Annotated in this window: 19 protein-coding genes; 14 read left to right on the forward strand and 5 right to left on the reverse strand. The window is 45.1% G+C overall.

What is annotated here, in order from left to right; translation table 11 throughout:
- Window positions 1–25: 25 nt before the first annotated feature.
- From nirD to FNC98_RS01575, 9 genes are all read left to right on the forward strand, one after another.
- The gene (gene nirD, locus FNC98_RS01535) at window positions 26–409 is read left to right on the forward strand and encodes a nitrite reductase small subunit NirD (RefSeq protein ID WP_143579607.1); all 384 of its coding nucleotides are present in this window, start codon (window positions 26–28) and stop codon (window positions 407–409) included.
- Between the two features lie 19 nt (window positions 410–428).
- Window positions 429–3,230 carry a nitrate reductase gene (locus FNC98_RS01540; protein ID WP_143579608.1) on the forward strand — a complete coding sequence of 934 codons (2,802 nt, stop codon included), beginning with the start codon at window positions 429–431 and terminating at the stop codon, window positions 3,228–3,230.
- On the forward strand, window positions 3,227–4,147 hold the full coding sequence (gene cobA, locus FNC98_RS01545; RefSeq protein ID WP_143579609.1) for a uroporphyrinogen-III C-methyltransferase: 921 nt from the start codon (window positions 3,227–3,229) through the stop codon (window positions 4,145–4,147). The genes FNC98_RS01540 and cobA overlap by 4 nt, the downstream gene beginning before the upstream one ends.
- A 119-nt stretch (window positions 4,148–4,266) precedes the next feature.
- A complete protein-coding gene (locus tag FNC98_RS01550; protein WP_143579610.1) occupies window positions 4,267–4,596 on the forward strand; it encodes a hypothetical protein in 330 nt (109 codons plus the stop codon).
- A 255-nt stretch (window positions 4,597–4,851) separates the two neighbouring features.
- Window positions 4,852–5,301: a hypothetical protein gene (locus FNC98_RS01555; RefSeq protein ID WP_138321424.1), complete on the forward strand. Its 450-nt coding sequence runs from the start codon at window positions 4,852–4,854 to the stop codon at window positions 5,299–5,301.
- 351 nt (window positions 5,302–5,652) lie between these two features.
- Window positions 5,653–6,213 carry a hypothetical protein gene (locus tag FNC98_RS01560; RefSeq protein WP_143579611.1) on the forward strand — a complete coding sequence of 187 codons (561 nt, stop codon included), beginning with the start codon at window positions 5,653–5,655 and terminating at the stop codon, window positions 6,211–6,213.
- Window positions 6,214–6,833: 620 nt separating this feature from the next.
- Window positions 6,834–9,443, forward strand: a complete 2,610-nt coding sequence (gene hrpB / locus FNC98_RS01565) for an ATP-dependent helicase HrpB (protein ID WP_143579612.1) — start codon at window positions 6,834–6,836, stop codon at window positions 9,441–9,443.
- Window positions 9,433–11,790, forward strand: coding sequence for a penicillin-binding protein 1B (gene mrcB / locus FNC98_RS01570; RefSeq protein ID WP_143579613.1), 2,358 nt, complete (start codon window positions 9,433–9,435; stop codon window positions 11,788–11,790). Before hrpB ends, mrcB begins: the two co-directional genes overlap by 11 nt.
- Window positions 11,791–11,880: 90 nt before the next feature.
- Window positions 11,881–12,726 (forward strand): glycosyltransferase family 2 protein, encoded by an 846-nt coding sequence (locus FNC98_RS01575; protein WP_143579614.1) that lies wholly within the window; start codon window positions 11,881–11,883, stop codon window positions 12,724–12,726.
- An 11-nt stretch (window positions 12,727–12,737) separates the two neighbouring features.
- Here FNC98_RS01575 and FNC98_RS01580 read toward each other — a convergent pair whose 3' ends face one another.
- Entirely contained in the window at window positions 12,738–13,730 is a 993-nt protein-coding gene (locus FNC98_RS01580; protein ID WP_143579615.1) for a 2-hydroxyacid dehydrogenase, read from the reverse strand.
- Window positions 13,731–14,066: 336 nt separating this feature from the next.
- Between FNC98_RS01580 and FNC98_RS01585 the strand changes: the two genes are divergently transcribed.
- Complete coding sequence (locus tag FNC98_RS01585; protein WP_185968027.1) at window positions 14,067–14,948, forward strand: glycosyltransferase family 2 protein; 882 nt, start codon at window positions 14,067–14,069, stop codon at window positions 14,946–14,948.
- 96 nt (window positions 14,949–15,044) lie between these two features.
- Here the strand turns inward: FNC98_RS01585 and hemL are convergent, their stop codons facing one another.
- The 4 genes from hemL to FNC98_RS01605 form a co-directional block, all read right to left on the reverse strand.
- Window positions 15,045–16,325, reverse strand: a complete 1,281-nt coding sequence (hemL, locus tag FNC98_RS01590; protein WP_143579617.1) for a glutamate-1-semialdehyde 2,1-aminomutase — start codon at window positions 16,323–16,325, stop codon at window positions 15,045–15,047.
- A 2-nt stretch (window positions 16,326–16,327) separates the two neighbouring features.
- Window positions 16,328–17,347, reverse strand: a complete 1,020-nt coding sequence (locus tag FNC98_RS01595; protein ID WP_185968028.1) for an aspartate carbamoyltransferase — start codon at window positions 17,345–17,347, stop codon at window positions 16,328–16,330.
- 184 nt (window positions 17,348–17,531) lie between these two features.
- Window positions 17,532–17,969, reverse strand: coding sequence for a CopD family protein (locus tag FNC98_RS01600; protein ID WP_143579618.1), 438 nt, complete (start codon window positions 17,967–17,969; stop codon window positions 17,532–17,534).
- 1 nt (window position 17,970) lies between these two features.
- The gene (locus FNC98_RS01605) at window positions 17,971–19,665 is read right to left on the reverse strand and encodes a chloride channel protein (protein WP_143579619.1); all 1,695 of its coding nucleotides are present in this window, start codon (window positions 19,663–19,665) and stop codon (window positions 17,971–17,973) included.
- A gap of 86 nt (window positions 19,666–19,751) precedes the next feature.
- Here FNC98_RS01605 and FNC98_RS01610 point away from each other — a divergent pair, with 86 nt between their 5' ends.
- The 4 genes from FNC98_RS01610 (at window position 19,752) to FNC98_RS01625 (ending at window position 25,378) form a co-directional block, all read left to right on the forward strand.
- Window positions 19,752–20,486 carry a DUF6776 family protein gene (locus tag FNC98_RS01610; RefSeq protein WP_143579620.1) on the forward strand — a complete coding sequence of 245 codons (735 nt, stop codon included), beginning with the start codon at window positions 19,752–19,754 and terminating at the stop codon, window positions 20,484–20,486.
- 181 nt (window positions 20,487–20,667) lie between these two features.
- Window positions 20,668–21,009 carry an iron-sulfur cluster insertion protein ErpA gene (gene erpA / locus FNC98_RS01615; RefSeq protein ID WP_143579621.1) on the forward strand — a complete coding sequence of 114 codons (342 nt, stop codon included), beginning with the start codon at window positions 20,668–20,670 and terminating at the stop codon, window positions 21,007–21,009.
- A 112-nt stretch (window positions 21,010–21,121) separates the two neighbouring features.
- Entirely contained in the window at window positions 21,122–22,216 is a 1,095-nt protein-coding gene (locus FNC98_RS01620) for an efflux RND transporter periplasmic adaptor subunit (RefSeq protein ID WP_143579622.1), read from the forward strand.
- Window positions 22,217–22,219: 3 nt separating this feature from the next.
- A complete protein-coding gene (locus tag FNC98_RS01625; protein ID WP_143579623.1) occupies window positions 22,220–25,378 on the forward strand; it encodes an efflux RND transporter permease subunit in 3,159 nt (1,052 codons plus the stop codon).
- Window positions 25,379–25,381 lie beyond the last annotated feature (3 nt).

A 25,381-nucleotide genomic window follows, 5' to 3' on the forward strand; every position in this document is an offset into this window, starting at 1 on the left:
TCAGGATTAACCAGAGGAACTTAACATGACCACATTAGCCTATGCAGAAGAACTTGAAGTTGCAGTAGCCCAATCTCAATGGATAGAAATCTGTCAGCAAAGTCAGTTGATTGAAGACACCGGTGTTGCAGCGCTCCTCGATAATGGCGCGCAGGTGGCAATTTTCCACCTACCGCTTGAAGCAAATAAAGTCTTTGCCGTTGGCAACTTTGATCCTATCGGTGAAGCCAATGTTTTATATCGTGGCATCGTCGGCAGTGTCGATGGTGAGCCGGTTGTAGCCTCACCGTTATACAAACAGCATTTCTCGCTTGTTGATGGTCGCTGTCTTGATGATGAAAGTGTTTCCATTGCCGTGTATCCGGCTCGGATCGTCGACGGAAAAGTCGAATTAAGCGTTGAGTTATAGGTTTAACGTGGCGGGAACTATGAGCGAACAAGTGACAAATATTGCTGGTATCAAACAAAGCACCTGCGCTTATTGTGGTGTGGGTTGTGGGGTTGATATTCACCAGCAATCGGGTTCGGCAGCGGATTTACCCCAGCCGGTTGCACTTGAAGGTAGTAAAGATCATCCCGCTAACTTCGGCCGTTTGTGTGTTAAAGGCCAGAACCTTCTCGGTACCACCAATTCTGAAGACAGATTACTGTATCCTCAGGTTAACGATCAACGAGTGACATGGCCACAAGCCATTGATCATGTTGCCGATAAATTTACCGACATCATTAATCAATATGGGCCGGATTCCGTCGCTTTTTATGTTTCTGGTCAATTGCTTACCGAAGACTATTACTTAGCTAACAAACTGATGAAAGGTTATATTGGCAGCGGTAATATCGATACCAATTCCCGTCTTTGCATGTCTTCTGCAGTCGCCGCTTATAAGCGAGCGTTTGGCGAAGACGTGGTGCCCTGCAGTTATCAGGATTTAGAGCAAACCGACTTAATATTATTGGTAGGTTCCAATGCAGCGTGGACCCACCCAGTGTTGTTCCAACGCATGCAACACGCCAAACAAATCAATCCGAAAATGAAGCTGGTCAGCATTGACCCCAGACGTTCGCAAACCGCAGCTATGGCGGATCTACACTTGCCGTTAAAACCAGGCACCGACGGCGTATTCTTCAATGGTTTATTAGCTTTCATTGCTGCCAGTAATGCTTGCGACAGTGATTTTATTCAACACCATAGCGAAGGTTTTGAGCAGGCGTTAGAGGCAGCTAGCAGTTACACGCCTGAACGAGTCAGTGAGATTTGTGAATTGCCTTTGGCAAAATTAGTCAAATGCTATCAGTGGTTTATTGATAGCCATAAAGCCATTAGCTTTTATTCCATGGGCATTAATCAATCCAGTTCTGGTGTCGATAAATGTAATGCCATCATTAATTGTCACCTGGCTAGTGGCAAAATTGCCCGCCCAGGTTGCGGCCCGTTCTCTATTACTGGGCAACCCAATGCCATGGGGGGCAGGGAAGTCGGCGGTTTAGCCAATCAGCTTACTGCGCATATGGATATCGAAAATGCCCAGCATCGTAATAGCGTACAAACGTTTTGGCAAAGCCCGACGATGACAGAGCAGGCAGGTCTTAAAGCGGTAGATATGTTCGAGGCAATGAAACAGGGTAAGATCAAAGCCGTTTGGGTAATGGCAACCAACCCTTTGGTCAGTATGCCGAACCGCAATGAAATCGAACAGGCGTTAGATAACTGTGAATTAGTGGTGGTTTCCGATTGTGTGGCCACTAACGATACCCTGAGCAAGGCTCATGTTAAATTACCCGCCACCGGTTGGTTGGAAAAAGACGGCATTGTTACTAATTCAGAACGTCGCATTTCAAGACAGCGCGGTGTAGTGTCAGCGCCTGGTGAAAGCAAAGGCGATTGGCAAATCATTGCCGATGTTGCCAAAGCTATGGGCTTTGCTGGGTTTGATTTTGCAAACGTTGCCGATGTATTCAGAGAGTATGCGGCATTAACCGGATACGATAACAACGGCGAGCGCCTGTTAGACATCTCAGGTCTTGCTGACCTATCAAATGAGGAATACCAACAGTTAAAACCCGTACAATGGCCGGTTAGTCAGGATAATCCGGAAGGTTGTGCGCAGGTTTTTCGCGACAAGCGTTTTTCAACACCATCGGGTAAAGCTCGATTCATCGCTATCGAACCACAATTGCCAAAAGCGATTGCCTGTGATCAATATCCTTTTATCCTAAATTCCGGTCGCCTTCGCGATCAATGGCATACCATGACGCGCACCAGTCGAGCCGATACCCTGAATGAACATAGTTCACAGCCGTTATTGCAAATTCATCCGGAAGATGCGGCAATCCACAAGATTGAAAACGGTCAGTTAATGACAGCCAAATCAATTTTTGGCGAGCTGATTATGACCGCATCAGTAACCGAAGATGTGCGCCGGGGCGAGCTATTTGCACCTATTCACTGGAGTCGAAGCTTTGCCTCCCACGCTTGTGTGTCGGCACTTTATTCGAGTACCAATGACCCTATCTCCGGTCAGCCGGAAATTAAGCAAACTCCGGTTGCGGTTGCCGCCAAATCATACCAAAGCTATATCACTCTGGTTGCTAAGCGTTTCGCTAATGAATCCGATAATCGTTTTTCAGCGCTTTTGCCAAAGCAGCTTAATCAGGACGATTTCTGGCTGAATTACCCGCATCGAGATTTGCAATTATGGCAATTGGCTATGGATGAAACGCCAGCGGATATATTGGCTTGGTGTAAGTCGCTATTACCCGGTGATTATCGCTGGTTAATGCAGGTGGATAACAGCAAGCAAAAAACCACATTACTGGCCTTTGATGACGAGAAACTCGCATTTTATGCCCAGGTATCTAATAACGTTGCGACCCAGACTCAAGGGGTAAACCGTAGCTGGTTGCAACATTGTTTTAGTCAGGAACAACTAGACAGTGCCGACAGAACCGCACTGCTTAGTTCAAAGGTATCGGCGCTATTTAGTCTGGGGAGACAGGTGTGTAGCTGTTTTGGGGTACACGAACAGCCGATTATTGATGCCATTGCCGAAGGTGCCAACACCGTCGAAGCGTTAACCGAAACGCTAAGCTGTGGCGGCAAATGTGGTTCCTGCAAACCTGAACTGGCAGCGCTTATCGACAAGCACGCCAATGCCAATCCAAACGGCCAACGCAAAACTGCCGTTGCTCCCGATCCGTCAAAAGTTATACCCAGCAAGGAGGTCGCATGATCGCAGCTATCGCCGATATTCACCCAGTTTTTAGGAAAATAAACGACTCCTGGCAGCGCTTTAAAAATGATAAAGGCGCTAATTCTGGTATGGGGTCTGGCTCTAATTCTGGTTTTGGCGCCAATATTGGTACCAGCGGTAAAGGCTCGATGGATTACAGTGTCTATATCATAGGTGCTGGCGTTGGCGATCCGGAGCTTCTGACCTTGAAAGCGCATCGATTGATTGCCAGTGCAGATATTATTCTGGTCGATTGGTTGGTATCCAAAGATATCTATCAGTTCTTTCCGAAAACTGCCGAAGTGCTATTTGTTGGCAAACGATGTGGTAAGCACAGCATGAAGCAGGACGAAATCTGCGAATTATTGCTGGCGAAAGCGAAAACCGGTCGCCGCGTAGTACGTCTTAAAGGTGGCGATCCAAGTATTTTTGGTCGTCTTGCGGAAGAAACCGAAATCCTTAATCAGCACAATATTCCCGTGGCGGTGATCCCTGGAATTACCGCAGCTTCCGGTTGCGCCGCCTATGCGGGAATACCTCTTACCCATCGCGATTGCGCCCAGGGGGTAAAATTCGTCACAGCTTCGTTAAAAAGTGATGATTTAAGCTGTGACTGGCAAGCGTTAGCCCAGGAAAAAGACACCTTAGTGTTTTATATGGGACTGTCACGTATCGTACAAATCGCCGAGCGATTGCAGCATCATGGAATGCGCAACGATATGCCTATGGCGATTATCGATCAGGGCACACTGGCAGAACAAAAGGTGGTTTGCGCGACATTGGCAACCGCCGAGCAGGTTTTTTCCGCCCATGAGTTTCAGGGACCGGCGTTAATTGTTGTTGGTGAAGTGGTAAATAAACGCCATCAAGTTGCTGATTCTCTATTGTTTGCTCAAAAACAAACGGCTGCAGTTTAGGTAAAAGCGTTTGACCATTGCTTTCAGGAATTTTTAACGGGTTGTTAATTGTGCAGTAGATTGTTAATTTAATTCTCTAATTCGGATTTCATTAACGTTTATTGCAACAAGGATTGGCAATGGAAAATACTCCCTATAAAGCCCCCGCATATGATTGTTCCACCATAAAATGCCCCTCTTGTGGGTCTCTTGTCGAAGTGCAGAAAGAACCTAAAAAGCGCTCTTTAGTCATTGTTTTCTTTGTCGCTTTAGGCTTTGGGTTGCTGTTTTGGATACTCACTATGTTTTCATTAGGGGTTTACGCCGGAGTGAGTGACCCGCAAAATGCAGAAATGGCCGGGCAGCAACTAGGCGAACGTTTTGCAATCCCTGGAATGTTAGGTTCTCTTCTTCTCGCTATTGTGTTGGCCTTCATAGGCTTTTTGCCGGGCACAAAAAAGAAAAGCTAACTGTTTTCCACTTGGGTTTCGCTTGGGACTGAGTTATTGCAATTTCATCAATTTTGCCTCCTTGATATGATGACAGGTTTATGGATAAATGGGTTGCAAAGGTAATAGCACGATTGGTTTAGTTACGATTTTAGTGGCTATTTGAAACCAGAGAAAATGACTATAATGAGCGATTTAGAGTCACTCGATATTCCCATAAAAGAAAATTATTGAGCCGACTAAATAATAAATTGTTAGCTTGCTACCGGAGATTTTATGCAACCATCTAAGCCGTTACCAAAATTTATAAATGGTTTGAAAAATGCACTTAAAGTATACGGTGCAACTCAAAGAGATCAGTATTCATGGATTTCTAAAACAGAAAATCATTTTGTGTTTACTGCTGAACAAGATCACAAAGATAAAGAACGGAATATATATAATCATAAAGATGGCGTCTTTGTTAAAAAGGTAAGGGCGCTATCTAAAGATTTAGGTGATGCGCCTTTAACAGTGAGCCATGGCAAAGAATTATTCGATGCTGTTAATGAAACGTTTACAAATAACAATGATTGCAGGCTTCTTATTGTAAAAGGAACCAAGTATGGGACTAGTTCAGGTGGCGTAAGAGCTGTAATGGACAATGATTTATGGAGGTTTACTTCATTTTCCGGAACCGTAGAGCAAGGTTTTGAGTTTGTTTTAGAAAGGGTTAAAGCAAACTAATAAATCGTATATTAGCAATTGCTAACCGACCAAGTTTGGCACTGAGTTGAAGTTAACTGATTGAAAAGGTTAATGTCTCTTGTGAGCGACTTAGAGTCATTTAAGATAAATTTTCAACTCCAAAGGGATTAGGGGATTTACTATCAACAATATGGATGAACTTAAAAGTTGGTGGATTAAGATGCCAGCTAAACAGAAGTCTGGTTTAATTGTACTAGTTGCGTTTTTGTGTGGAGCGCTGATAATGGTTTCAGGCATTCAAATAGGCCAAGCCATTGGAAAGTTCCTGTAGTTCTATGGCGGCTTAGAGCGAACAGCAGACCAATATCTCAAGGAATAGTTATTTGAAATATGAAAAAAGTAGTGTCGATAATTCTTGCAGTAACAATTCTTTCAGCAGCAGCTCTTTCTCAAATCAATCATTGGCCTAAAGGTTTAGTCAAAGATTTAACTTGGCTTTGGTTAAAAGAAAGTTCAATGGATGAAATCATCATTGCACTTGATAAGACTTCATATACTAGGGTTTGGTTTTTAAACGGTAATGTGCAGGATGTTAGCATTCGAAATGATGAGGGTAGAATGCAAAGTGTCACCAACTACAACCTCGCAGAAGTTATTGAAATCGCAGAAAAGATGCAGTTGAAAAATGCCTTCTTCTTTAAAAATAGTTTGGGTTGGTCAATCGATGGTAGCTTAATCGATAGTTGGCGATTTTCTCATTACCAAACGCAAGATGATATGAGCGTTCAAGTAAACTATGCTTATCATCTGGAAGTTAGTAATGATATGCAGGAATGTTCGAAAGACTTGATAGAGACTAATGAAACTGGACGATGCTACGTCGATACTTTTAGTCGATGGATACCTGTCAAAACATGGGTAGCAACTAACCATAGCCACCCTATTTATTAATCTCCCGAACGACTGAGAATGGCACAAATTTGACGTTAACAGATTGAAAAAGTTAATGTCTCTGAAGAGCGATTTAGAGTCATTGAACCTCCCACTTTCTTTTAATAATACGCCGTCATCCCGCACTTGATGCGGGACCTCCTATCGCGTGCTGTGATCCTATTTATTTCAACTTCTTAACTAAAGAGCTAAGTAAACAAGTATCAGTAAAACGAAGGGAGGTCCCCTGTCGGAGCAGGGGATGACGGAGTATATAAACGGGATAGCGTATGACTCTGGCTGGCACTGAAGAGTCATTCGGCCACTTTGAAATACCATCCCGAAAAACGAGATTACGGCCGTCGCCGCAATGACGAATTTCGACAGCGTCCTCACAGAAAATTGCTCCTCGATAACTGCTCCTGCGTTATTCTAACTACATACATCCATGTATTAGTACATTTTCTGTATATAGGCCAATCCATGGCCAAAACCGATGAAATCCTCACCGACAACGTCCTCTTCGACGCAGTCCTCTCTCCAAAGTGAATGAACTCCCGCTGTTCATGAACATGGCCATTTATGCTATAAATCACTCTAGTAGCTACGACCTCTTATCCTTGTTGATTTTCGAGTAACCTTTGACCTTTGATTCTCGCCAAAACGCCTTAACCGAATTACCGATAGATTCGATTAAATCGGATTTTATCGCCGCCCTTAAAAGCCACAACACCATTTTATTAAGTGCACCACCCGGCGCCGGTAAATCGACACAGTTGCCGTTATGGCTTCTGCAACACGGGCAAAACCAGCCGAGTGATTCGATTCAACTCGATGGCACTATCATTATGCTGCAACCGCGCAGGCTAGCGGCAAAATCAGTCGCTATGCGACTTGCCAAACAGCTCGGTGAATCGGTTGGTGAAAGTGTAGGTTATCGAATTCGCAATGAATCCAAAGTCGGGGAAAACACTCGGTTGCAAGTGGTAACGGAAGGGGTTTTAGCGCGCATGTTACAACATGACCCAGAACTTGAAGGGGTCGCCATGGTGATATTCGATGAATTCCATGAGCGTAATCTGCATGCGGATTTGGCATTTGCATTAAGCCGCGACAGCCAACAAGCACTCCGGGATGATCTAATCATGCTGATCATGTCAGCAACCCTGGATTTACAGGATCTGCAACACGCATTGCCAGACGCCATCACCTTAAGTAGCCCGGGTAGAAGCTATCCCGTTGACATCGAATATCAACCGATAAAGCCAGGGTTCGATTTTCGTCAACATGCACTGGCTGTCACTAAGAATGCCTTGTTATCACAAACCGGTTCTATTCTGGTGTTCCTGCCGGGCGCTGCGGATATCCGTTTTTTGCAGACACATCTCGAAGAATTTGTAGGCAGTCAAAAGTTAGACGCAGTTGAGGTTTTGCCCCTGTATGGAGACTTATCTATGCAGGCGCAACAAGATGCAATTAAAACGCCCAAACAAGGGCATCGAAAAGTCGTGCTGGCGACAAATATTGCTGAAACTTCGATTACAATCGACGGTATCTCTCTGGTCATAGATTCAGGGCTGGCGAATATGGCTAGCTTTAATCAGGATACTCTGACGAACGAACTTAGGCGCCAACCAATAGCTAAATCTTCAGCAATTCAACGTAGCGGTCGTGCCGGTCGTACAGGCCCAGGTAAAGCGATTCGCCTTTATGGCAACGAAGAGTTTGCTCGTCGCCCAGAGCAGGGTAAGCCCGATATTCTGCAGTTGGATTTATTGCCGGCAACTATTGAGGTTGCCGCCTGGGGCGCCAGTGAATTCAAGCAACTGGCTTTTCTTGACTGTCCAGATGACATCACCGAGTCTCGAAACTGGCATATTCTGGAGCAGCTGGATATCGTCTCAGCGAAACACCAGTTAACCGCTCACGGAAAAGCCGTGAGTAAGTTTGCGGCACATCCTCGCTTCGCTCATATGTTGCTGCGTGCTCGGGATATTGAGGATACCCAAGGTGTTGATAATCTCAGCGACCTGGCATGTCTGGTCGCAGCTCTTTTGGAAGAGCGGGATCTGCTGCAATATAACCCTGAATTTTATGAAAGCGACCTGGCTCTGAGAATTCATCAGTTACTCTCGAGTCAAAACTCCGGTTCTGGCAAAAACCACAATAAAGGCATTAAACAGCGCATTTTGACTCAGGCTAAGCAGTTGGCGCGGCAGTTAAATATAGGCTCACTGGCTCTTGTTGAGCATAAACTGCCACTTGATTATCTCGGTTTGTTAATTGCGTTTGCCTATCCTGAGCGCATTGCCGGTCGCCGTGCGCAAGGGCAGGGATATTTATGCGTTAATGGAAAAGGCGCGAAATTGCATCCTCAGGATAAATTTTCGAATCAGGCATTTATCGCGATTGCTAATCTACATGCTAAAGGCATGGAAATTCGTTTGAGTGCGCCAATATCGCTAATGCAATTGCAGTTACATTTTAAAGAGCACATTAATACTCGGGTAACACTTGAATTTGATGAACAACGACAAAAAATTACCGCTCAACGGCAGGTTTGTATTGAGCATTTAGTACTGGAGAGAGAAGATGCTCCAGACCTCATTAGTGCCGACACGCTTGTCGATATGTGGTGTGAATACATTCGCAAGAAAGGCCTGGCATTGTTAAATTTCAGTGATTCAGCCCTTGAGCTTTTAGCACGAAGTCGTTGGCTAACTCACCAGCCTTTGTTAAACGATTCGATTAAATTACCCGATTGGAGTGAAACAGCCCTTAGCGAAACGTTATCAGAATGGTTGGGCCCTTATCTCCATGATATTCGCAGTCTCAAAGGGCTAAAAGCTTTAAACCTCACCGATATTCTGTTTAATAGTCTTAGCTATGAACAGCAATCAGGGTTGCAGGAGTGGGCTCCGCAATATTATAGTAGTCCTACAGGTAATCGACGGCGTTTACACTATACCATTGACCAGCCCCCCAAAGTGTCATTACCCATGCAGGAAGTCTATGGACTCTGCGCATCTCCGACAGTCGCCAATGGTAAAATCGCTGTTACTCTGGAGTTATTATCTCCAGCGGGTCGACCAATACAAGTGACCCAGGACCTTGCCGGCTTTTGGCAAGGCAGTTATCGAGAAGTACAAAAAGAAATGAAGGGAAGATACCCTAAACATTTCTGGCCTGATGATCCGGCAAATGCCCCGGCAACCAATAAAACCAAAAAACGAATGCAAGATGAGCGCTAAAGCAAAGTCAAAAAATAAAAAACCGAGCAAAAACCAAACTCGGGCGAAAACCCACGGACAGACATTTACCCGTTACTTAATCATAACCGGGCTTAAACTGGCATTTATCGGTTTGGTGTTGATTACCGCATATGGCCTTTATCTTGATGGTAAAGTGCGTCATAAATTTGAGGGGCAACGCTGGCAGGTACCGGCTCAGGTTTATGGAGCGATACCAACTTTTACTCAGGAACAGAACGTAAATTTTGACAATATTGAATTGCAGCTACTGCAACTCAAATATTCCCGGGTTTCACGCGTAGACGAACCTGGTGAGTTTACCCGCAAAGGTCCTCGCCTGATTATTTATCGCCGTCAGTTTGATTTTGGCCTTGGCTTAGAGGCTCCGGCGAAGATTGAAATCGAACAGAAAAACGGTGAAGTTTACCGCCTTACTTACAATGATCATGAAACCTATAAAGTTCAGTTAGAACCGATTCTGCTGGAACGAATCGTCTCATCTCAGGGAGAAGACCGTGTCTTTGTTCCTCTCGAACAAATTCCACAATCCATGGTAGAAACATTATTGTTTGTCGAAGACAAAGACTTTTATCATCACCATGGTTTGTCCTTTACCGGTATTGCTCGTGCCTTTTGGAGTAATTTGAGAGCCGGGGCGAGAGTCCAGGGAGGAAGTACCCTGACGCAACAGCTCGCCAAAAACATGTATTTGAACCGGGAAAAAACCCTGTGGCGGAAGATTAATGAAGCCATTATCGCAGTCATTCTTGAGCTTCGCTATTCCAAAGATCAGATACTGGAAGCCTACGTTAATGAAGTCTATGTCGGGCAGCACTACGGTAGTGGTATTTATGGCATGGGGCTGGCGTCTAATTTCTATTTTGGCAAACCGCTATCACAGCTCGATGAAGAACAAATCGCCTTATTGGTTGGTATCGTTAAGGGGCCTTCCTATTACGATCCCTGGAAATATCCGGAGCGGGCAACTGAGCGTCGCGACCTAGTACTTCGGGTGATGTTTGAAAACCACTTGTTGGACCGTGAAACCTATCAGCAGGGTATCGAGTCAGGCTTAAATATTCGCCCGAACAGACGATTTGCACAACGTACTTTCCCGGCTTACAGCCAGCAGGTACGTCGAGAATTAAAGCAATTTGGTGCCAGCCAATCGCTGCAATCTGGTCTTCGAATCTTTACCGGGTTTGATTTCGTGAAGCAGCTAAATGCCGAGCGCACGGTTTTGAATCAGCTGGACTTATTGGAGCAGAAACAAGGCGTTGATGATCTGCAAACAGCGATGATTGTTACCAATGTCAAAGACGCATCAATTGCCGCTATCGTTGGCGATCGTAACGTTAAGTATTCGGGTTTTAATCGCGCTCTGGATGCCAAACGTCCTATTGGTTCTTTAATTAAGCCTGCGGTTTATCTGTCGGCATTGGAGCGTTTTGAACAATACAACCTGGCCACGCCGTTAGCGGATGAACCTATTACCCTGCAAAATGATCAAGGGCAAACCTGGCAGCCGAAAAACTACGATGGCAAATTCCGGGAAAAAGTGACCTTGATCCAGGGGTTGAGCCAATCGTTAAATATTCCAACGGTTAACCTGGGAATGACACTCGGACTCGATAGCGTTGCGGATACCTTAAATGCCCTTGGCTATGAAGAGACGGTACCAAAGAACCCAAGTACCTTGTTAGGCTCCATTAGTATGTCGCCATTAGAAGTAAATCAATGGTATTCGACCATTGCTAACAACGGCATGTATAACCAGTCTCGGGCGATTACTGCAATTTATACCAGTGGCGGTAAGGTGATTTGGGAACAACCCCAATATGCCGATCAGCGCTTATCACTGCAAGGCGCTTACTTAATCGATTACGCATTGAAAAAAGTAACCAAAGAGGGAACCGCGAAGCGTCTTAGCTGGCAGTTTCCTGACCTTGTGCTGGCAGGCAAAACCGGAACCAGTAACGACCTTCGTGATTCCTGGTTTGTAGGATTCGATCAACAGACTTTGGTAACCACCTGGATAGGCAGAGACGATAATAAGCCCATGGGATTAACTGGCAGTAGCGGTGCTCTGTCTTTGTTTTCTGGCTTCTTTAAGGCTCAGGGTGGCGCCAGTCGTTTTGACCTGCTGCCCGAAGGTATCGAGATGACCGACTTTGAAGTGGCAACGGGGAATGCGGTAACCAGTGAGTGTATGTCGATGGTTCGCTATCCTGCGGTCCGGGATGGATTGTTCCACTCTGATCAATGTTTGCAACCCAAGCCAGAAAAAAAATCCTGGTTTCAACGCTGGTTTGGTGGCTCATCGGATACCGCTGCCGGAGGTAGCTAACGTTTAGCGACAATTCTTGTATTTATTGTTATTTCCACTAGGTTTAAAAAAAGCGGTGTAATTCGTAACGAACCTCATGGAAGAAGAGCAATGAAAATAAGCGTTATTATCCCCTTTTATCGTCGTCAGCATTGTTTCCATAACTCCCTGGCATCTGTACTGGCGCAAACTTATCCTGTCCACGAAATCATTGTCGTCGATGATAATTCTCAAGGTGATGCAAGCGAATACCTTTCGCAATTCTCGCAACACGTCAAGCTCATCAGTCTCGGGCAAAATGTCGGTGCCGCTCAGGCCCGCAATATCGGTGTGTCCGCCGCGTCTGGAGACTTTGTCGCTTTTTTGGATAGCGATGATACCTGGCACCCACAAAAACTTGCCAATCAGGTGATATTTTTGCAATCCCATCCTGATATCAAGGTGTCGCATACAGGTTGTCGCAACGTCTATGCCAATGGCAAGGTGAATACCTTTAATGATAAACCGGCGATATTGCAATTTAAGGATCAGTTACTGGAGAACCAGTTTAAAATTCAAAGCGCAATGATCGATAGAGATTACTTTCTCAGTCTTGGGGGCTTTACTCAACATATGCGCAATTGTCAGGATTATGAACTGGCAATGCGGATCATTACCCGCGGCGATAAAATCGCATTCTTAACTAAACCGCTCACCGATATTCATCAGGGACATGAAGATAAGCTGACAAATCGTAGCTGGGCAGTTTTTAAAGGACAGATGAAAGTTACCTGGATATATCGCAGGCACTATATCGAAACTTTAGGGTTTTTTGGTGCTCTTGCCTGTGTCAGTAAACGATTTGAGCGATTGGGCTACGCCAAAGGGGGGGCCAGAGGATACGTATTAAGAAAACTGGCACAATTCAGCCTCCTGGTGTTACCAAGCGATAAGCTTCAGGCAACGAAAGGCACTTAGTATCTCTGACTTCAGGCAATTAAGTTATCGCAGTCTTTCCCCGATAACAGGGTTTCAATATTATCCAGGGTGGTCTGGGCTATGGTGATCAGCGCTTCTTCAGTAAAAAATCCCTGATGCCCGGTAATAAACACATTGGGGAAGGTGAGTAATCGGGTAAAAATATCGTCCTGCACAATATCATCGGATAAATCTTCAAAAAACAGTTCACTTTCCAGCTCATAAACATCGAGTCCAAGAAATCCAATTTTTCTCGATTTCAACCCGCCAATGATGGCGTTGCTATCTACCAGGCCACCTCTCGACGTATTGATTATCACCACGCCGGTCTTCATTTTTGCTAAGGCTTCACTGTCGATTATGTGCTTGGTATCAGGAGTCAGGGGGCAATGCAGACTAATTATGTCCGATTGACTGAATAAGTCGTCGAGGGTGACGTACTTAGCGCCAAGGGTTTGTAAATCCGGATTTGGATAAGGGTCGTAGCAATGAACCTGACAACCAAAACCAAGCAAGATCTTAATGGTAGCCAGGCCAATTTTTCCGGTACCGATAACGCCAATGGTTTTCCCATGAAGGTTAAAACCCATCAGACCATCAAGGGCAAAATTGTTTTCTCTGACTCGCCAGTAAGCCTTATGAAATTTTCGGCTTAATGTCAGCAGGATGCCAACCGTGTGTTCTGCCACTGCCTCTGGAGAGTATTCGGGAACCCGGCAAATCTTGATGTTGAACTGACGAGCGGCTTTTAAATCGAGATTATTAAACCCGGCGCAGCGCAGTGCCACTACATTAACTCCGAATGTGTGCAGTTGCTCGAGAACATGATGATCAACTACATCGTTGACGAATACACAAACCGCCTGAAAACCCTGGGCTAGCTCAACCGTTTGGCGACTAAGGCGGGATTCAAAAAAATGCAGGTCCAATTGCCCGCCCTGATTAAACTGTTCGAGAAATTGTTGATCGTATTTTTTACTGGAGAATACTGCGACTTTGTACATGTTAAGTTCTCTGGTATTACCGCCAAGATGAATCTAGCATAGCATTTTCTGGTCGATACTAAAGATGCCACCAATATATTGATTTCACGTCAATATTTTCTATGCTCAATAAAAGGAATGAGTTTACACGTAGATTTTCTTTGCAAAACATGGACATTGCTAAGTGCTCGTTCGAAACAAACTTCTAACGGCACCATTGGGGTTCGCAAGGTGTTTAGGCACCTCCACAATCGAGAACAAATTCGATATTCGCCTAACGCTAAATTCGACGTCCTGCCCTGGCTCTAACCGTGCGCATTCATGGAAGATATTGACAATAACAATAAGGAGTTAAAGGTGACTATAAATGTCAGCGTAATTATCCCGTTTTATCAGCGACAATCGGTGTTCGATCAGACCATGCAGTCCGTGCTTGGCCAGTCAATGCCGCCACGGGAAATCATCATTGTTAATGATGGTTCGGGAGGCGACTCATCAGAATTTCTGGAGCAATACGAAAACGTAGCAACCATCATTGATTTACCGGAAAACCATGGGGTTTCCGAAGCCCGCAATATTGGTGTAAATTTGGCAAAAGGCGAATATATCGCGTTTATTGATAGCGATGATATCTGGCATCCTGAAAAGCTGGAGTTGCAATATAACTACATGGAAAAACATCCCGATGTCGACCTGCTTCATACCGGCTGTTGTATTTTCGGTGAGAACAGGCCCGATGCAGAATATAACGACAAGCCAAGCCAATTAACGGTGGCGGATTTAGTGCACTCGGCTCAGGTTATGTTCCAAAGTGTGATGATGAAAACCCATGTTTTCAGGCAAACCGGAGGCTTTGATCCAAGGTTTCGACAAACCGAGGACTGGGAGTTGTCCATGCGCTTAGCCAAGGAAGGATATAGTCAGCACTTTTTAAATAAAACCTTGGTAAAAATCCGACGCGGTGAGCAGGATCATCTTTCACAAAACTGGCGTGGTTATCTCAGTGGGCACTGGGGCGTAATGGTAAAGTTTAAATCGCTATTTCGTCGCCATCTGGGTTTTCATGGGTATTATCAACGTCTGTTCAACTACTTGGACGCGGCGGGCTACAAGCAAAATCGTTGGCTTGGAAAAGGGGTCATTGTGTTGGCAAGATCTCTAAAAGCCGTTAATCGGCTGTCGCTAATCTTCGCCAGTAAACCACCAATAGAAGAGAGAGAAAAAGACTACGAAACCTGAATTTTCTACTTTCGAGATTTTTTAATGATTCAACAAAAAGGCCTGTTCTTATCAAAGAACAGGCCTTTTCCGTGTATAGACGTAAATACGAGTTATTTACAGCTTTTCTAAACAGCGTTTAGCCGCAGCTATCGTTGCATCAATATCTTCGTCGGAATGAGCGGTGGACAGGAAGCCAGCTTCAAAAGCACTTGGTGCCAGGTATACACCTTCTTCCAACATTAAGTGGAAGAAGCGATTGAAACGGTCACCGTCGCAAGCTGTAGCTTGAGCAAAAGAAGTCACTTTTTCCTGTTCGGTAAAGAAGAAACCAAACATGGCACCGACGTAGTTAATCGCCATCGGAATACCAACTTCATCTGCAGCTTGCTTCAAGCCTTCCGCAAGGCGTTTGGTATTCGCCGCTAATTGGGTGTGATGGTCTTTCTCACTTAAAAGATTAAGCGCCGTTAAACCTGCCGCCATAGCGATTGGGTTACCTGATAAGGTGCCTGCCTGGTATACCGGGCCTACTGGCGCGATGTAATCCATAATCTCAGCCTTACCGCCAAAAGCGCCAACCGGCATACCGCCACCAATAACTTTACCAAGTGTGGTTAAATCTGGCTTGATGTTGTAATACTCTTGCGCACCACCTAACGATACGCGAAAACCTGTCATGACTTCGTCAAGGATCAGTACCGATTTGTACTCATCACAAATCGAACGCAGGCCTTCAAGGAAGCCAGGTTGTGGTGGAATACAGTTCATGTTGCCAGCTACTGGTTCAACAATGATACAGGCAATTTCATCGCCATATTCGGTAAAGATTTCTTTCACTGAATCCAAATCGTTGAAGGTTACCGTTAAGGTATGTTTGGCAAAATCCTCTGGGATGCCCGGAGAATTTGGAACACCAAGTGTTAAGGCTCCAGACCCCGCTTTAACTAGAAGCGAGTCGGCATGGCCGTGGTAGCAACCTTCAAACTTTAAGATTTTATCGCGACCGGTGTAACCACGGGCTAAGCGGATAGCACTCATGGTCGCTTCTGTACCTGAGCTAACCATGCGCAGTTTTTCCATTGATGGTACTAACTCACGCACTTTTTCCGCCATGGTGATTTCTAATTCGGTTGGTGCCCCGAAGCTCAAGCCATTTTGCGCGGTGCTGATCACCGCTTCACGAATCTTCGGGTGGTTGTGACCAAGGATCATCGGTCCCCAGGAACCGACATAATCAATGTATTTGTTATCGTCGGCATCATAAATATATGGACCATCGGCATGCTTAATAAAACAAGGTGTACCGCCAACGCTTTTGAAAGCACGAACCGGAGAGTTCACTCCACCTGGAATGGTTTCCTGAGCTTGCTCAAATAATTGTTCAGAATGAGACATACTTACTCACTTATTTGTTTGTTGGAAAACCAGGTCACCGGTTTTTCGTGTTTGTGAAGAATTTCGTCAACCCCAAGGGTCAGGGCAAACAACGCCATGCGAACCAATACACCGTTTTGTGCCTGGCGGAATATGGCGAGATTGTTGTGATCATTTAAATCAACGTCCAGTTCATTTGCTTCTGGACGGGAATCCCGTGGCAGCGGATGCATGATAACCGTATGGTCTTTACAGTACTGCTCGTACACACGTTTGTTCAGACTAAAATGACCGCGATACTGGTCAGCTTCTTCCTTGCTGGCGAAGCGTTCCTGCTGAATTCGCGTCTGATATACCACATCACTTTCCAGATTACCGGCCATGCTATCGGTGATGGTTATTTTGTGCCCGGCATTTTCTAGCACATCGACAACCGATGATGGCATTTGCAAGGCTTCTGGTGAGAGCAAAGTGACGTTGAGATTCTTATAAAGACTTAATAGTTTAGACAGGGAGTGTACGGTACGACCATGTTTCAGATCACCCATCAAAACGATATTCAAGTCATCAATACCCTTTCCGTAACGAGTCATCTCAGCTTCGATGGTGAATAGGTCGAGTAGTGCCTGGGTAGGGTGTTCATTGGCACCGTCACCGCCATTAATTACCGGCACTGTAGAGCCTTCGGCAAATTCGCCGACTGAATACATGTCTGGGTGGCGCATGGCAATAACGTCAGCATATCCGGAAATCACTCTTGCGGTATCGAACAGGCTTTCGCCTTTGGATAGGCTCGAGCTTTCCTGGCCGACGGTTTCATGAACGAATCCGCCAAGCAACTGAAAGGCAGTACCAAATGAAACCCGGGTACGGGTTGAAGGTTCGAAAAACAGATTGTTTAAGATTGCGCCTTCTAAAACATGACAGCGTTTTTGCCTGCTGGCGTAGGGGATCATTAATTTGGCAACGTCGAGAATGCGGCACACGGACTCTCGATCGAACTGAGCCACGGACAGAATGTGGCTACCTTGAAATTGCATCATATCGCAAAACCTGAATCTAGTTGGTGCCCGGTCAAGCTCGCGGCCAAGTCACTGTATTAGATACTGTACCTGATACTGTACCTGATACTGTGCCTAATACTGTGTTAGTAACCGTGAGGGTTCAGGGCAAAATCTGCGCGCAACTTTAGCATATTTCCGCTGAATATTGTAATTCTAACGACACCTAACCATAAAAAGGTTTGATAACCGCTAACAGTATGATTGCGAACAAAAACAACACCGGAACTTCATTAAATATCCGGTAATACAATCCGGTGCGCTGGTTGTTGTCGTTTTGAAAACGCTTCAGCAACACAAAACAGTAACCGTGGTATACGTAAAGGATAAGTACCAGCAACATTTTAATGTGCAGCCAGATAGACAATCGAAACCAATCCATGCCCTGCATGGCGATAAGAGCGATACCAAACATTAAGGTCAGAATGGCAAAGGGAGTAATAAAGTACAACAGGCGTTTCGCCATAATTGCCAGCTGGGCGCGCACCTCGCTGCTATCGCTTTCTGCGTGATACACGAAAATTCGCGGTAAATAAAAAATGCCTGCAAACCAGGCAACCATAAAAATGATATGTAGGGCTTTGATGGTAAGATACCAACTCACGTTAAATCGCTCCTTTGGTTAACAACCCGCGGATCTTATCAAAAGAAACGATACCAATGATATTATCTTCGTCCTTGTGATAGACATAAACCGCGCCCTGACGTTTTTCAACCAAGGCGAAATAGGCTTCCGATAAGGTTGCCTGACTGTCTACTGCCGGCATTGGCGTAAGGTGGTAGGATGGCCCTTCATGTTCTAACGGATGCAGATTTAAATCATATTGCACTAATTTAAATTGCTCCGGGCTGTCTTCATCCGCAGGAAAATGAACAATGATTTGCTCATCGCCTGGGGTGGCGCGAATAATTTCTGACAGATTATCTTCCTCGGTATCTTTCACCACCACATATTTATCTTCCATATAGGCGAGAACACCATATTTTTGCAGGATATTTTCAACGGGTGAAGGCTGATAGCTTAAGTTTTGGAACTCAAGCTGTTGTAGGAAAATCGAACGGTTTTTCAGAAACTGGCTCGACGTCAGATAGGCGGATGTGATGACCACCATAGCCGGCAGAGCTAATTGCAGTTGATCCGCGAGCTCAATAATTGCCAATAATGCCGCTAAAGGTGCATTCAAAGTTGCCGCCAGCATTCCCGCCATACCTAGCAAGGCGTAATCACCGGCAAAGGTCATGTTGTCGAAAAACAAGCTGACAAATAGTGCCATTAAGGCCCCGGCAATGGCGCCTATGCCGAGCGTAGGGCCGATAATACCACCAGGAATACCAAGCCCAAGTACGCCTATGGTTGCCAGCATCTTGGCAATTAACAGGCTTAAGATCAGGGTAAAGAACATTTCTTCTTCAAGGATCAGATCGATGGCACTCAAACCCGAACCCATACTCTCAGGTACCCAAAAGCCCATAGTACCCATAATTAATGCCGCGACCAATAGCCTCACTATCATGTGATGGTTTTGGCTGACTCGAATCACGGTAAGCATGCCGACATTAAATGCTTTGGCAAGAAACCCCAAACCAATACCAAACAAGATCAGCCAGGGGTAATGAGAATAATCAATGACCAGATAAGAGAAAAATTCATATTCATGGTAAGAACCAAACGCCGCATGGGTCATTAATGAGCCAATGATGGACGCAAGGATTACGGGTACGAACATATGTAGTTTGTACTCTCGCAGTATCACCTCCATCACAAAAATAACTGCTGCCAACGGCGTATTGAAACTCGCGGAAATACCTGCAGCAACGCCACAGGCACAGAGAGTTCGCATCGAATTTTGAGGTAAGGAAAAACGTTTCGCCAAAAGTGTTGTACAGGCTGCGCCAATATGAACTGCCGGGCCTTCACGGCCAACGGAAAAACCACCGGCCAGAGCAAAAATACTACCGAAAAATTGATTGATGGTATTGAGAAATGGAATAGCGCCATAGGCGGTTTTCAGACGATGGATAACAAATGGAATACCACTACGGGTATATTGAAAGCCGGTAATCCAGGCGACAAACAGGATCCCTAAGGTGGCAATTATCGGTGTTATTAAGCGCTCGATATCTGTTAAGCTAGTGTAATCATCAGCGCTTTGCAGAAATAATAACTGAATTGATTCAAACGCCAGACGAAAAAGAATAATAAAGATGGCCGCAGTGGTAGCACCTAATACCGCTAATAAACACAGCTGCCAGGATGGCTCAGGTTTAGCGAGTTTTATTCTTAAATTGGCTAATGCCATTCTTCCCTCAGAGTAGGTTTCTGTGATAGTTTGTTTCTAACCAATGCAAAGCAGTTTAACATAAGTGCAGTAGAAATACGTTAATAATGAACTGGTTAAAAAAAATAACTTTAGCAGGGCTGCACCAGAGGTTTGGCGCTTTTAAACTCTGGATTTTTACCCTCATCACACTTCTGATTATCAGCCAGATTGGGTATCGAATTGGCAATTTCTATCAGAGTCATCAAGAAAAGATTATCGCTACCCAAAATGAGCGATTAGAACGTCTGTATCGTCTGAATGATGAACAACAAAGCAAAATAAACATTCTTAATGTCGAGCTGGAGATTGAGCGACTTGCCAACCAGGAAGCGTTGGCAAATCTTAATGAATTTGAAAAACAGCAGTTTGAACTGAAAAAACAGTTAGCCTTCTATGAAAAAATCATGGCGCCAGAGAAACAGGCGCAGGGTTTTGTTATCGATGAAGTCTCGGTAGCAGCAAGCGCCAGTGAAAATCACTATCGTTTGAAAGTCGTATTGGTTCAGCAGCTCAAATCAAAACGCTTCGCGTCTGGCCATATCGAAGTGGAGTTTGTCGGCAGCTTAAATAATCGCCCGGCGACCATAAAGCTGGCCAGTGTTTCCGAGCTCGACAGTAAAAAACGTTCGTTTAATTTCCGTTATTTTCAGGTGATTGAAGGCGATTTCAATCTTCCTAAAGACTTTGTTCCTGAGAAGATTCAAGTTGCGGCAATTCTCCCCGCTAAAGGTTCGCAGAAATACCGTCGTCTGGAAGAATCCTACCCTTGGCCAGAACCGGAAACGTCCGTTGGACAATAGCAATCAATCTTATTTCAACATAAAGCCCGGCTTTTTTAGTGCAAAATTGCAAAATCGTTATGAAATTGTTGTAAATGTGCGCTAATACTTGATTAAACTTGTCGGGTTTAAGATAATTTGCGCTCGCTAGGTGTACAGCCTGGCAATTACCTTTTTTCAGATGCTAAGCAAGTAGAGATTTATGTCAACTCCAGAGATGCCAATTCAATTCAGCGATGCTGCTGCCAGTAAAGTTAAAGTATTGATCAGCGAAGAAGAAAATCCTGAGTTAAAACTGCGTGTTTATGTAACCGGTGGCGGTTGCTCGGGCTTCCAGTATGGCTTTACCTTTGATGAAAAAGTTAACGACGGTGATATGACCATTGAGAAGCAGGGCGTAACTATGGTCGTTGACCCAATGAGCCTGCAATATCTTGTTGGTGGTACTGTAGATTACGTCGAAGGTCTGGAAGGTTCTCGTTTCCTGGTTGATAACCCGAACGCCGAAACAACCTGCGGTTGTGGTTCATCATTTTCCATCTAACTTCCCGGTAATTCCCCTAACGTTTATGATTAAGCGTCGATTTACAAAAAATTGATGCTTATTCAGGCAGAATTTTTTACACTTGTAAAAACGTTTTTTTGCAAGGCCTTGGATGCAAGCCAATACACCCGATCACTCGGGCGACACCAAAAGCCCTTATATCATTGCTATTGTTATCAGTGTCGTGCTGATACTGTGGCTGGCTAGTGGTTTTATTTTCAAGACATCAAGCGATGAAGAGCCAGGCGTAGAAGAATTACCGCTGCCGCAGGTAAAAGTTGAAACCTTTCAAAGCCAGCCAATCATCAACACCATTCAACTATATGGTCGTACTGAGCCAGATCGAATCGTTACCTTAAGAGCTCAGGTTAAAGGCGCGATAACCGAAGTGTTTGCCGAACGTGGTAGTTACGTTAACAAAGGCGATGTTATTGCCAAGATAGCGTTAAATGATTTGCCTGCAAAACTTGAGCACTACCAGACCTTACTCAAACAACGCCGAATCGATTATTACGGCACTAAAAAGTTATTCAGTGGTGGCTTTCAGGGCGAATCAGCGTTGGCGCAAAAACTTTCTGATGTCACCGATGCCAAAGCTTTATTAGCTCAGACCGAGACCGATATTGAAAATACCACAGTGGTTGCACCATTTTCCGGGGTGTTAAACGAACGCATGGTAGAGGTTGGAGATTACTTAAGCCCTGGTGATGAAATCGCAATGATTGCGGATTTAGACCCATTAGTTATTCGAGCGCATTTAACTGAGAATCAGATTGTCCGGGTTCGCGAGCGACAAAGTGCCAATATTCATTTGCTTGCCCATCGTGATTTAACCGGTACCCTACGTTATCTTGCCAGTGTCGCTAATGAGCAAACCAATACCTTTAAAGCTGAAATTGCTATCGCTAATCCCAATTATCGTTATCGCGCCGGTATCAGTTCCGAAGTAGAGCTGCCGTTGCAGGAAGTCAATGCGATTAAAGTATCGCCTGCGATCCTAACACTGGATGAAGTGGGCAATATTGGGGTGAAAACGGTTGAAGACGATATTGTTAAATTTACGCCAATTCAGATGGTAAAAAGTGAACAAGACGGAGTCTGGTTAACTGGATTAGATGACACCGTGCAAATCATCACTCTTGGTCAGGGCTTTGTTCGCCCTGGCGATAAAGTGCAGGCAGTTACTTCTGCTCCAGTGGAGCCCTAATATATGCTCGCATTAATCGATGCCGCATTATTTCGCACTCGCTCCGTCGTGTTAATTTTTATCCTACTGCTTCTCGCCGGCGGAGCCACTTACTATTCTATTCCCAAAGAATCTAACCCAGATATAACCATTCCGGTTATTTATGTTTCGATGATCCACGATGGCATTTCACCGGAAGATGCTGAACGCATGTTAGTTCGGCCAATGGAAAATGAACTGAAATCCATTGAAGGTGTTGACGAGATGCGTTCTAACGCCAGCGAGGGGTATGCCAGTGTCACCTTAGAATTTGTCGCCGGCTTAGATCCTAAAGAAGCACTGGCAGACGTTCGCGACAAAGTAACCCTGGCGAAAGCGAAATTGCCCGATGAAACCGAGGAGCCTGTGGTACAGGAAGTGACCATGGCGAACCAGCAACCAGCGGTAATAGTGTTTTTATCGGGGCCGGTATCTGAGCGCGGATTAATTACTATTGCCCGGGATATGCAGGATAAGATAGCCGCCATGCCGCAGGTACTCGAGGTGGATATTGGTGGTGATCGTGAGGATATGCTGGAAATCATCGTCGACCCATTGTTGATGGAAAGCTATGGTCTGGATCAGAATGATATTTTTAATCTGGTATCGCGCAACAACCGCCTGGTGCCTGCCGGAACCATGGATACCGGCCGAGGTCGATTTGCGATAAAAGTTCCTTCGGTTTTCGAATCGGTAAAAGATCTTTATGAATTGCCAGTGAAGGTTGAGGGCGATCGGGTTATCCGTTTTCAGGATGTTGCTGCCGTGCGCCGCTCATATAAAGATCCTACATCATTTGCCCGTCTGAACGGGCAAAGAGCGATTTCTATTGAAGTAAAGAAACGCCCAGGCCAAAACATTATTGAAACAGTCGAAAATGTGAAAGCGCTCATTGAAAAAGAACGAGTGCTATGGCCAAAACACATTCGCGTTGACTATGTCGGTGATCAATCTAAGTTCGTTAAGGACATGCTTACCGACCTGCAAAACAATGTTATCTCCGCAGTTCTTTTAGTCGTAATTGTCATTATTGCCACTCTCGGTGCAAGAACCGCGTTATTGGTCGGGCTGTCGATACCAGGCTCGTTCCTAACTGGCATCATGGTACTCGCCGTATTCGGCCTGACGGTTAACATCGTTGTGCTTTTCGCGTTGATAATGGCTGTTGGTATGCTGGTCGATGGAGCAATTGTTGTCACCGAATTTGCCGACCGGGAAATGAGCGAAGGCATGGAGAAAAAGCAGGCTTATGCGCATGCGGCGAAACGTATGGCCTGGCCTATTATTGCTTCAACGGCAACGACACTGGCGGCCTTTGCACCGTTACTGTTTTGGCCCGATACTACTGGCGAATTTATGAAATACATGCCCATTACTTTGATTGCGGTGTTATCCGCTTCACTGTTAATGGCACTAGTGTTTGTACCGACCATGGGCGCACTGTTTGGTAAAAGCCGGGAGGTAAGCGAAGTAACCAAACAACGTATGTTGCAGGCGGAGACGGGGGATTTAAATACTCTTCCTGGGCTTCAGGGCAAGTACGTAAGGGTATTAAATAAAGCAATTGCCCATCCTTTCCTAATCCTGGTTGTAACCCTTATCTTTTCGACCGCCGTGGGGTTTAGCTACTACAATTCAGACCTTGGTATGGAGTACTTCCCAGACGTTGAACCTGATGGCATGAACATGACGGTTCGCTCTTATGGTGATTTATCGATTCATGAGAAGGATGAAATCATGCGTGAGATTGAACGTCGCACGCTAGACCTTGATGATATTGAATCTTTGTATACGCGCACTGGTGGTAATGATTTGGTGGGTACATTCCGGATTAACCTCAGAAACTGGCAAAAACGCAGAACGGCTGACGAGATTGTTACGGATTTACAACAGCGTTTTGCTGATTATGCGGGCGTAGAGGTTGAGGTTCGCAAAGATCAAATGGGGCCGCAGCAGGGTAAAGATTTAAAAATTGAATTTGCCTCCAAAAACCCAGAGTTATTGCAGGAGACTGTTCGCACTGCACGAAGACTACTTGAAGCAAATGGTAATTTCACCAACATCGAAGACGCTTCCTCGAAACCTGGTATTGAATGGCAGTTAAAAGTAGATAGGGCGCTTGCAGCAACCTTTAGTGCCGATGCTACTTTGGTAGGTACTTCGGTACAGATGGTTACCAATGGTTTAAAGCTTGGCGAGTATCGTCCTGATGATGTTGATGATGAGTTAGATATTCGGGTTCGTTTTCCGTTGGAAAAGCGCAATATAGCCCGCCTTGATGATTTGCGATTAAAAACCTTTGATGGTCTGGTGCCGGTAACCAACTTCGTTGAACGTCAGGCTGCTCAGAAAGTTGATACCATTCGCCGTGTCGATTCAAAACGGGTGGTGATTGTGCAGGCGGATTTAAAACCCGGAGCACAATTGGTGAAAGAATTGCCAAAATTGCAAAAGAAAATGGAAAACTCTGATATTGATTGGTTTCAGGTAAGCATGCAGGTGAAAGGACAAAATGAAGAACAAATGGAATCGCAACAATTTTTAGGCAATGCTTTTATGGTTGCACTGTTTGTGATGGCAATTATTCTTGTTACTCAATTTAATAGTTTTTATCAGGCCTTCTTAATTCTCTCCGCCGTACTGTTCTCAACCGTTGGTGTGTTCTTTGCGCTTTATTTAACGGGTAAGCCGTTTGGCACGGTAATGTCTGGCCTTGGCGTCATTTCTCTGGCTGGTATAGTGGTAAACAATAATATCGTGCTAATCGACACTTATAATGTGTTGCGCAAACAAGGCTTAAAAGCCAAAGAAGCAATCCTCAGAACCGGTGCTCAGCGTTTACGTCCGGTATTGTTAACCACCATCACTACGATTCTCGGCTTGATGCCTATGGTATTGCAGATGAATATCGACTTCATTACCCGAGAAATCAGTTTTGGCGCACCATCGACTCAATGGTGGGCGCAGCTAGCCACTGCAGTAGCTGGTGGTTTAGCATTTGCTACTCTGTTAACGTTAATCCTAACGCCATGTTTAATTGCTTTACGTGATGTAAAAACATCAAGGAAAGCAAAATCCAAACCCACTATTCGTCCGCGTAAATCGCAACCTCAGCCGCTGATGAATACGTTCGAAGAAGTATAAGGA

It is taken from the genome of Thalassotalea sp. PS06 (assembly GCF_007197775.1).
In the GTDB taxonomy this organism is placed as follows: Bacteria; Pseudomonadota; Gammaproteobacteria; order Enterobacterales; family Alteromonadaceae; genus Thalassotalea_A.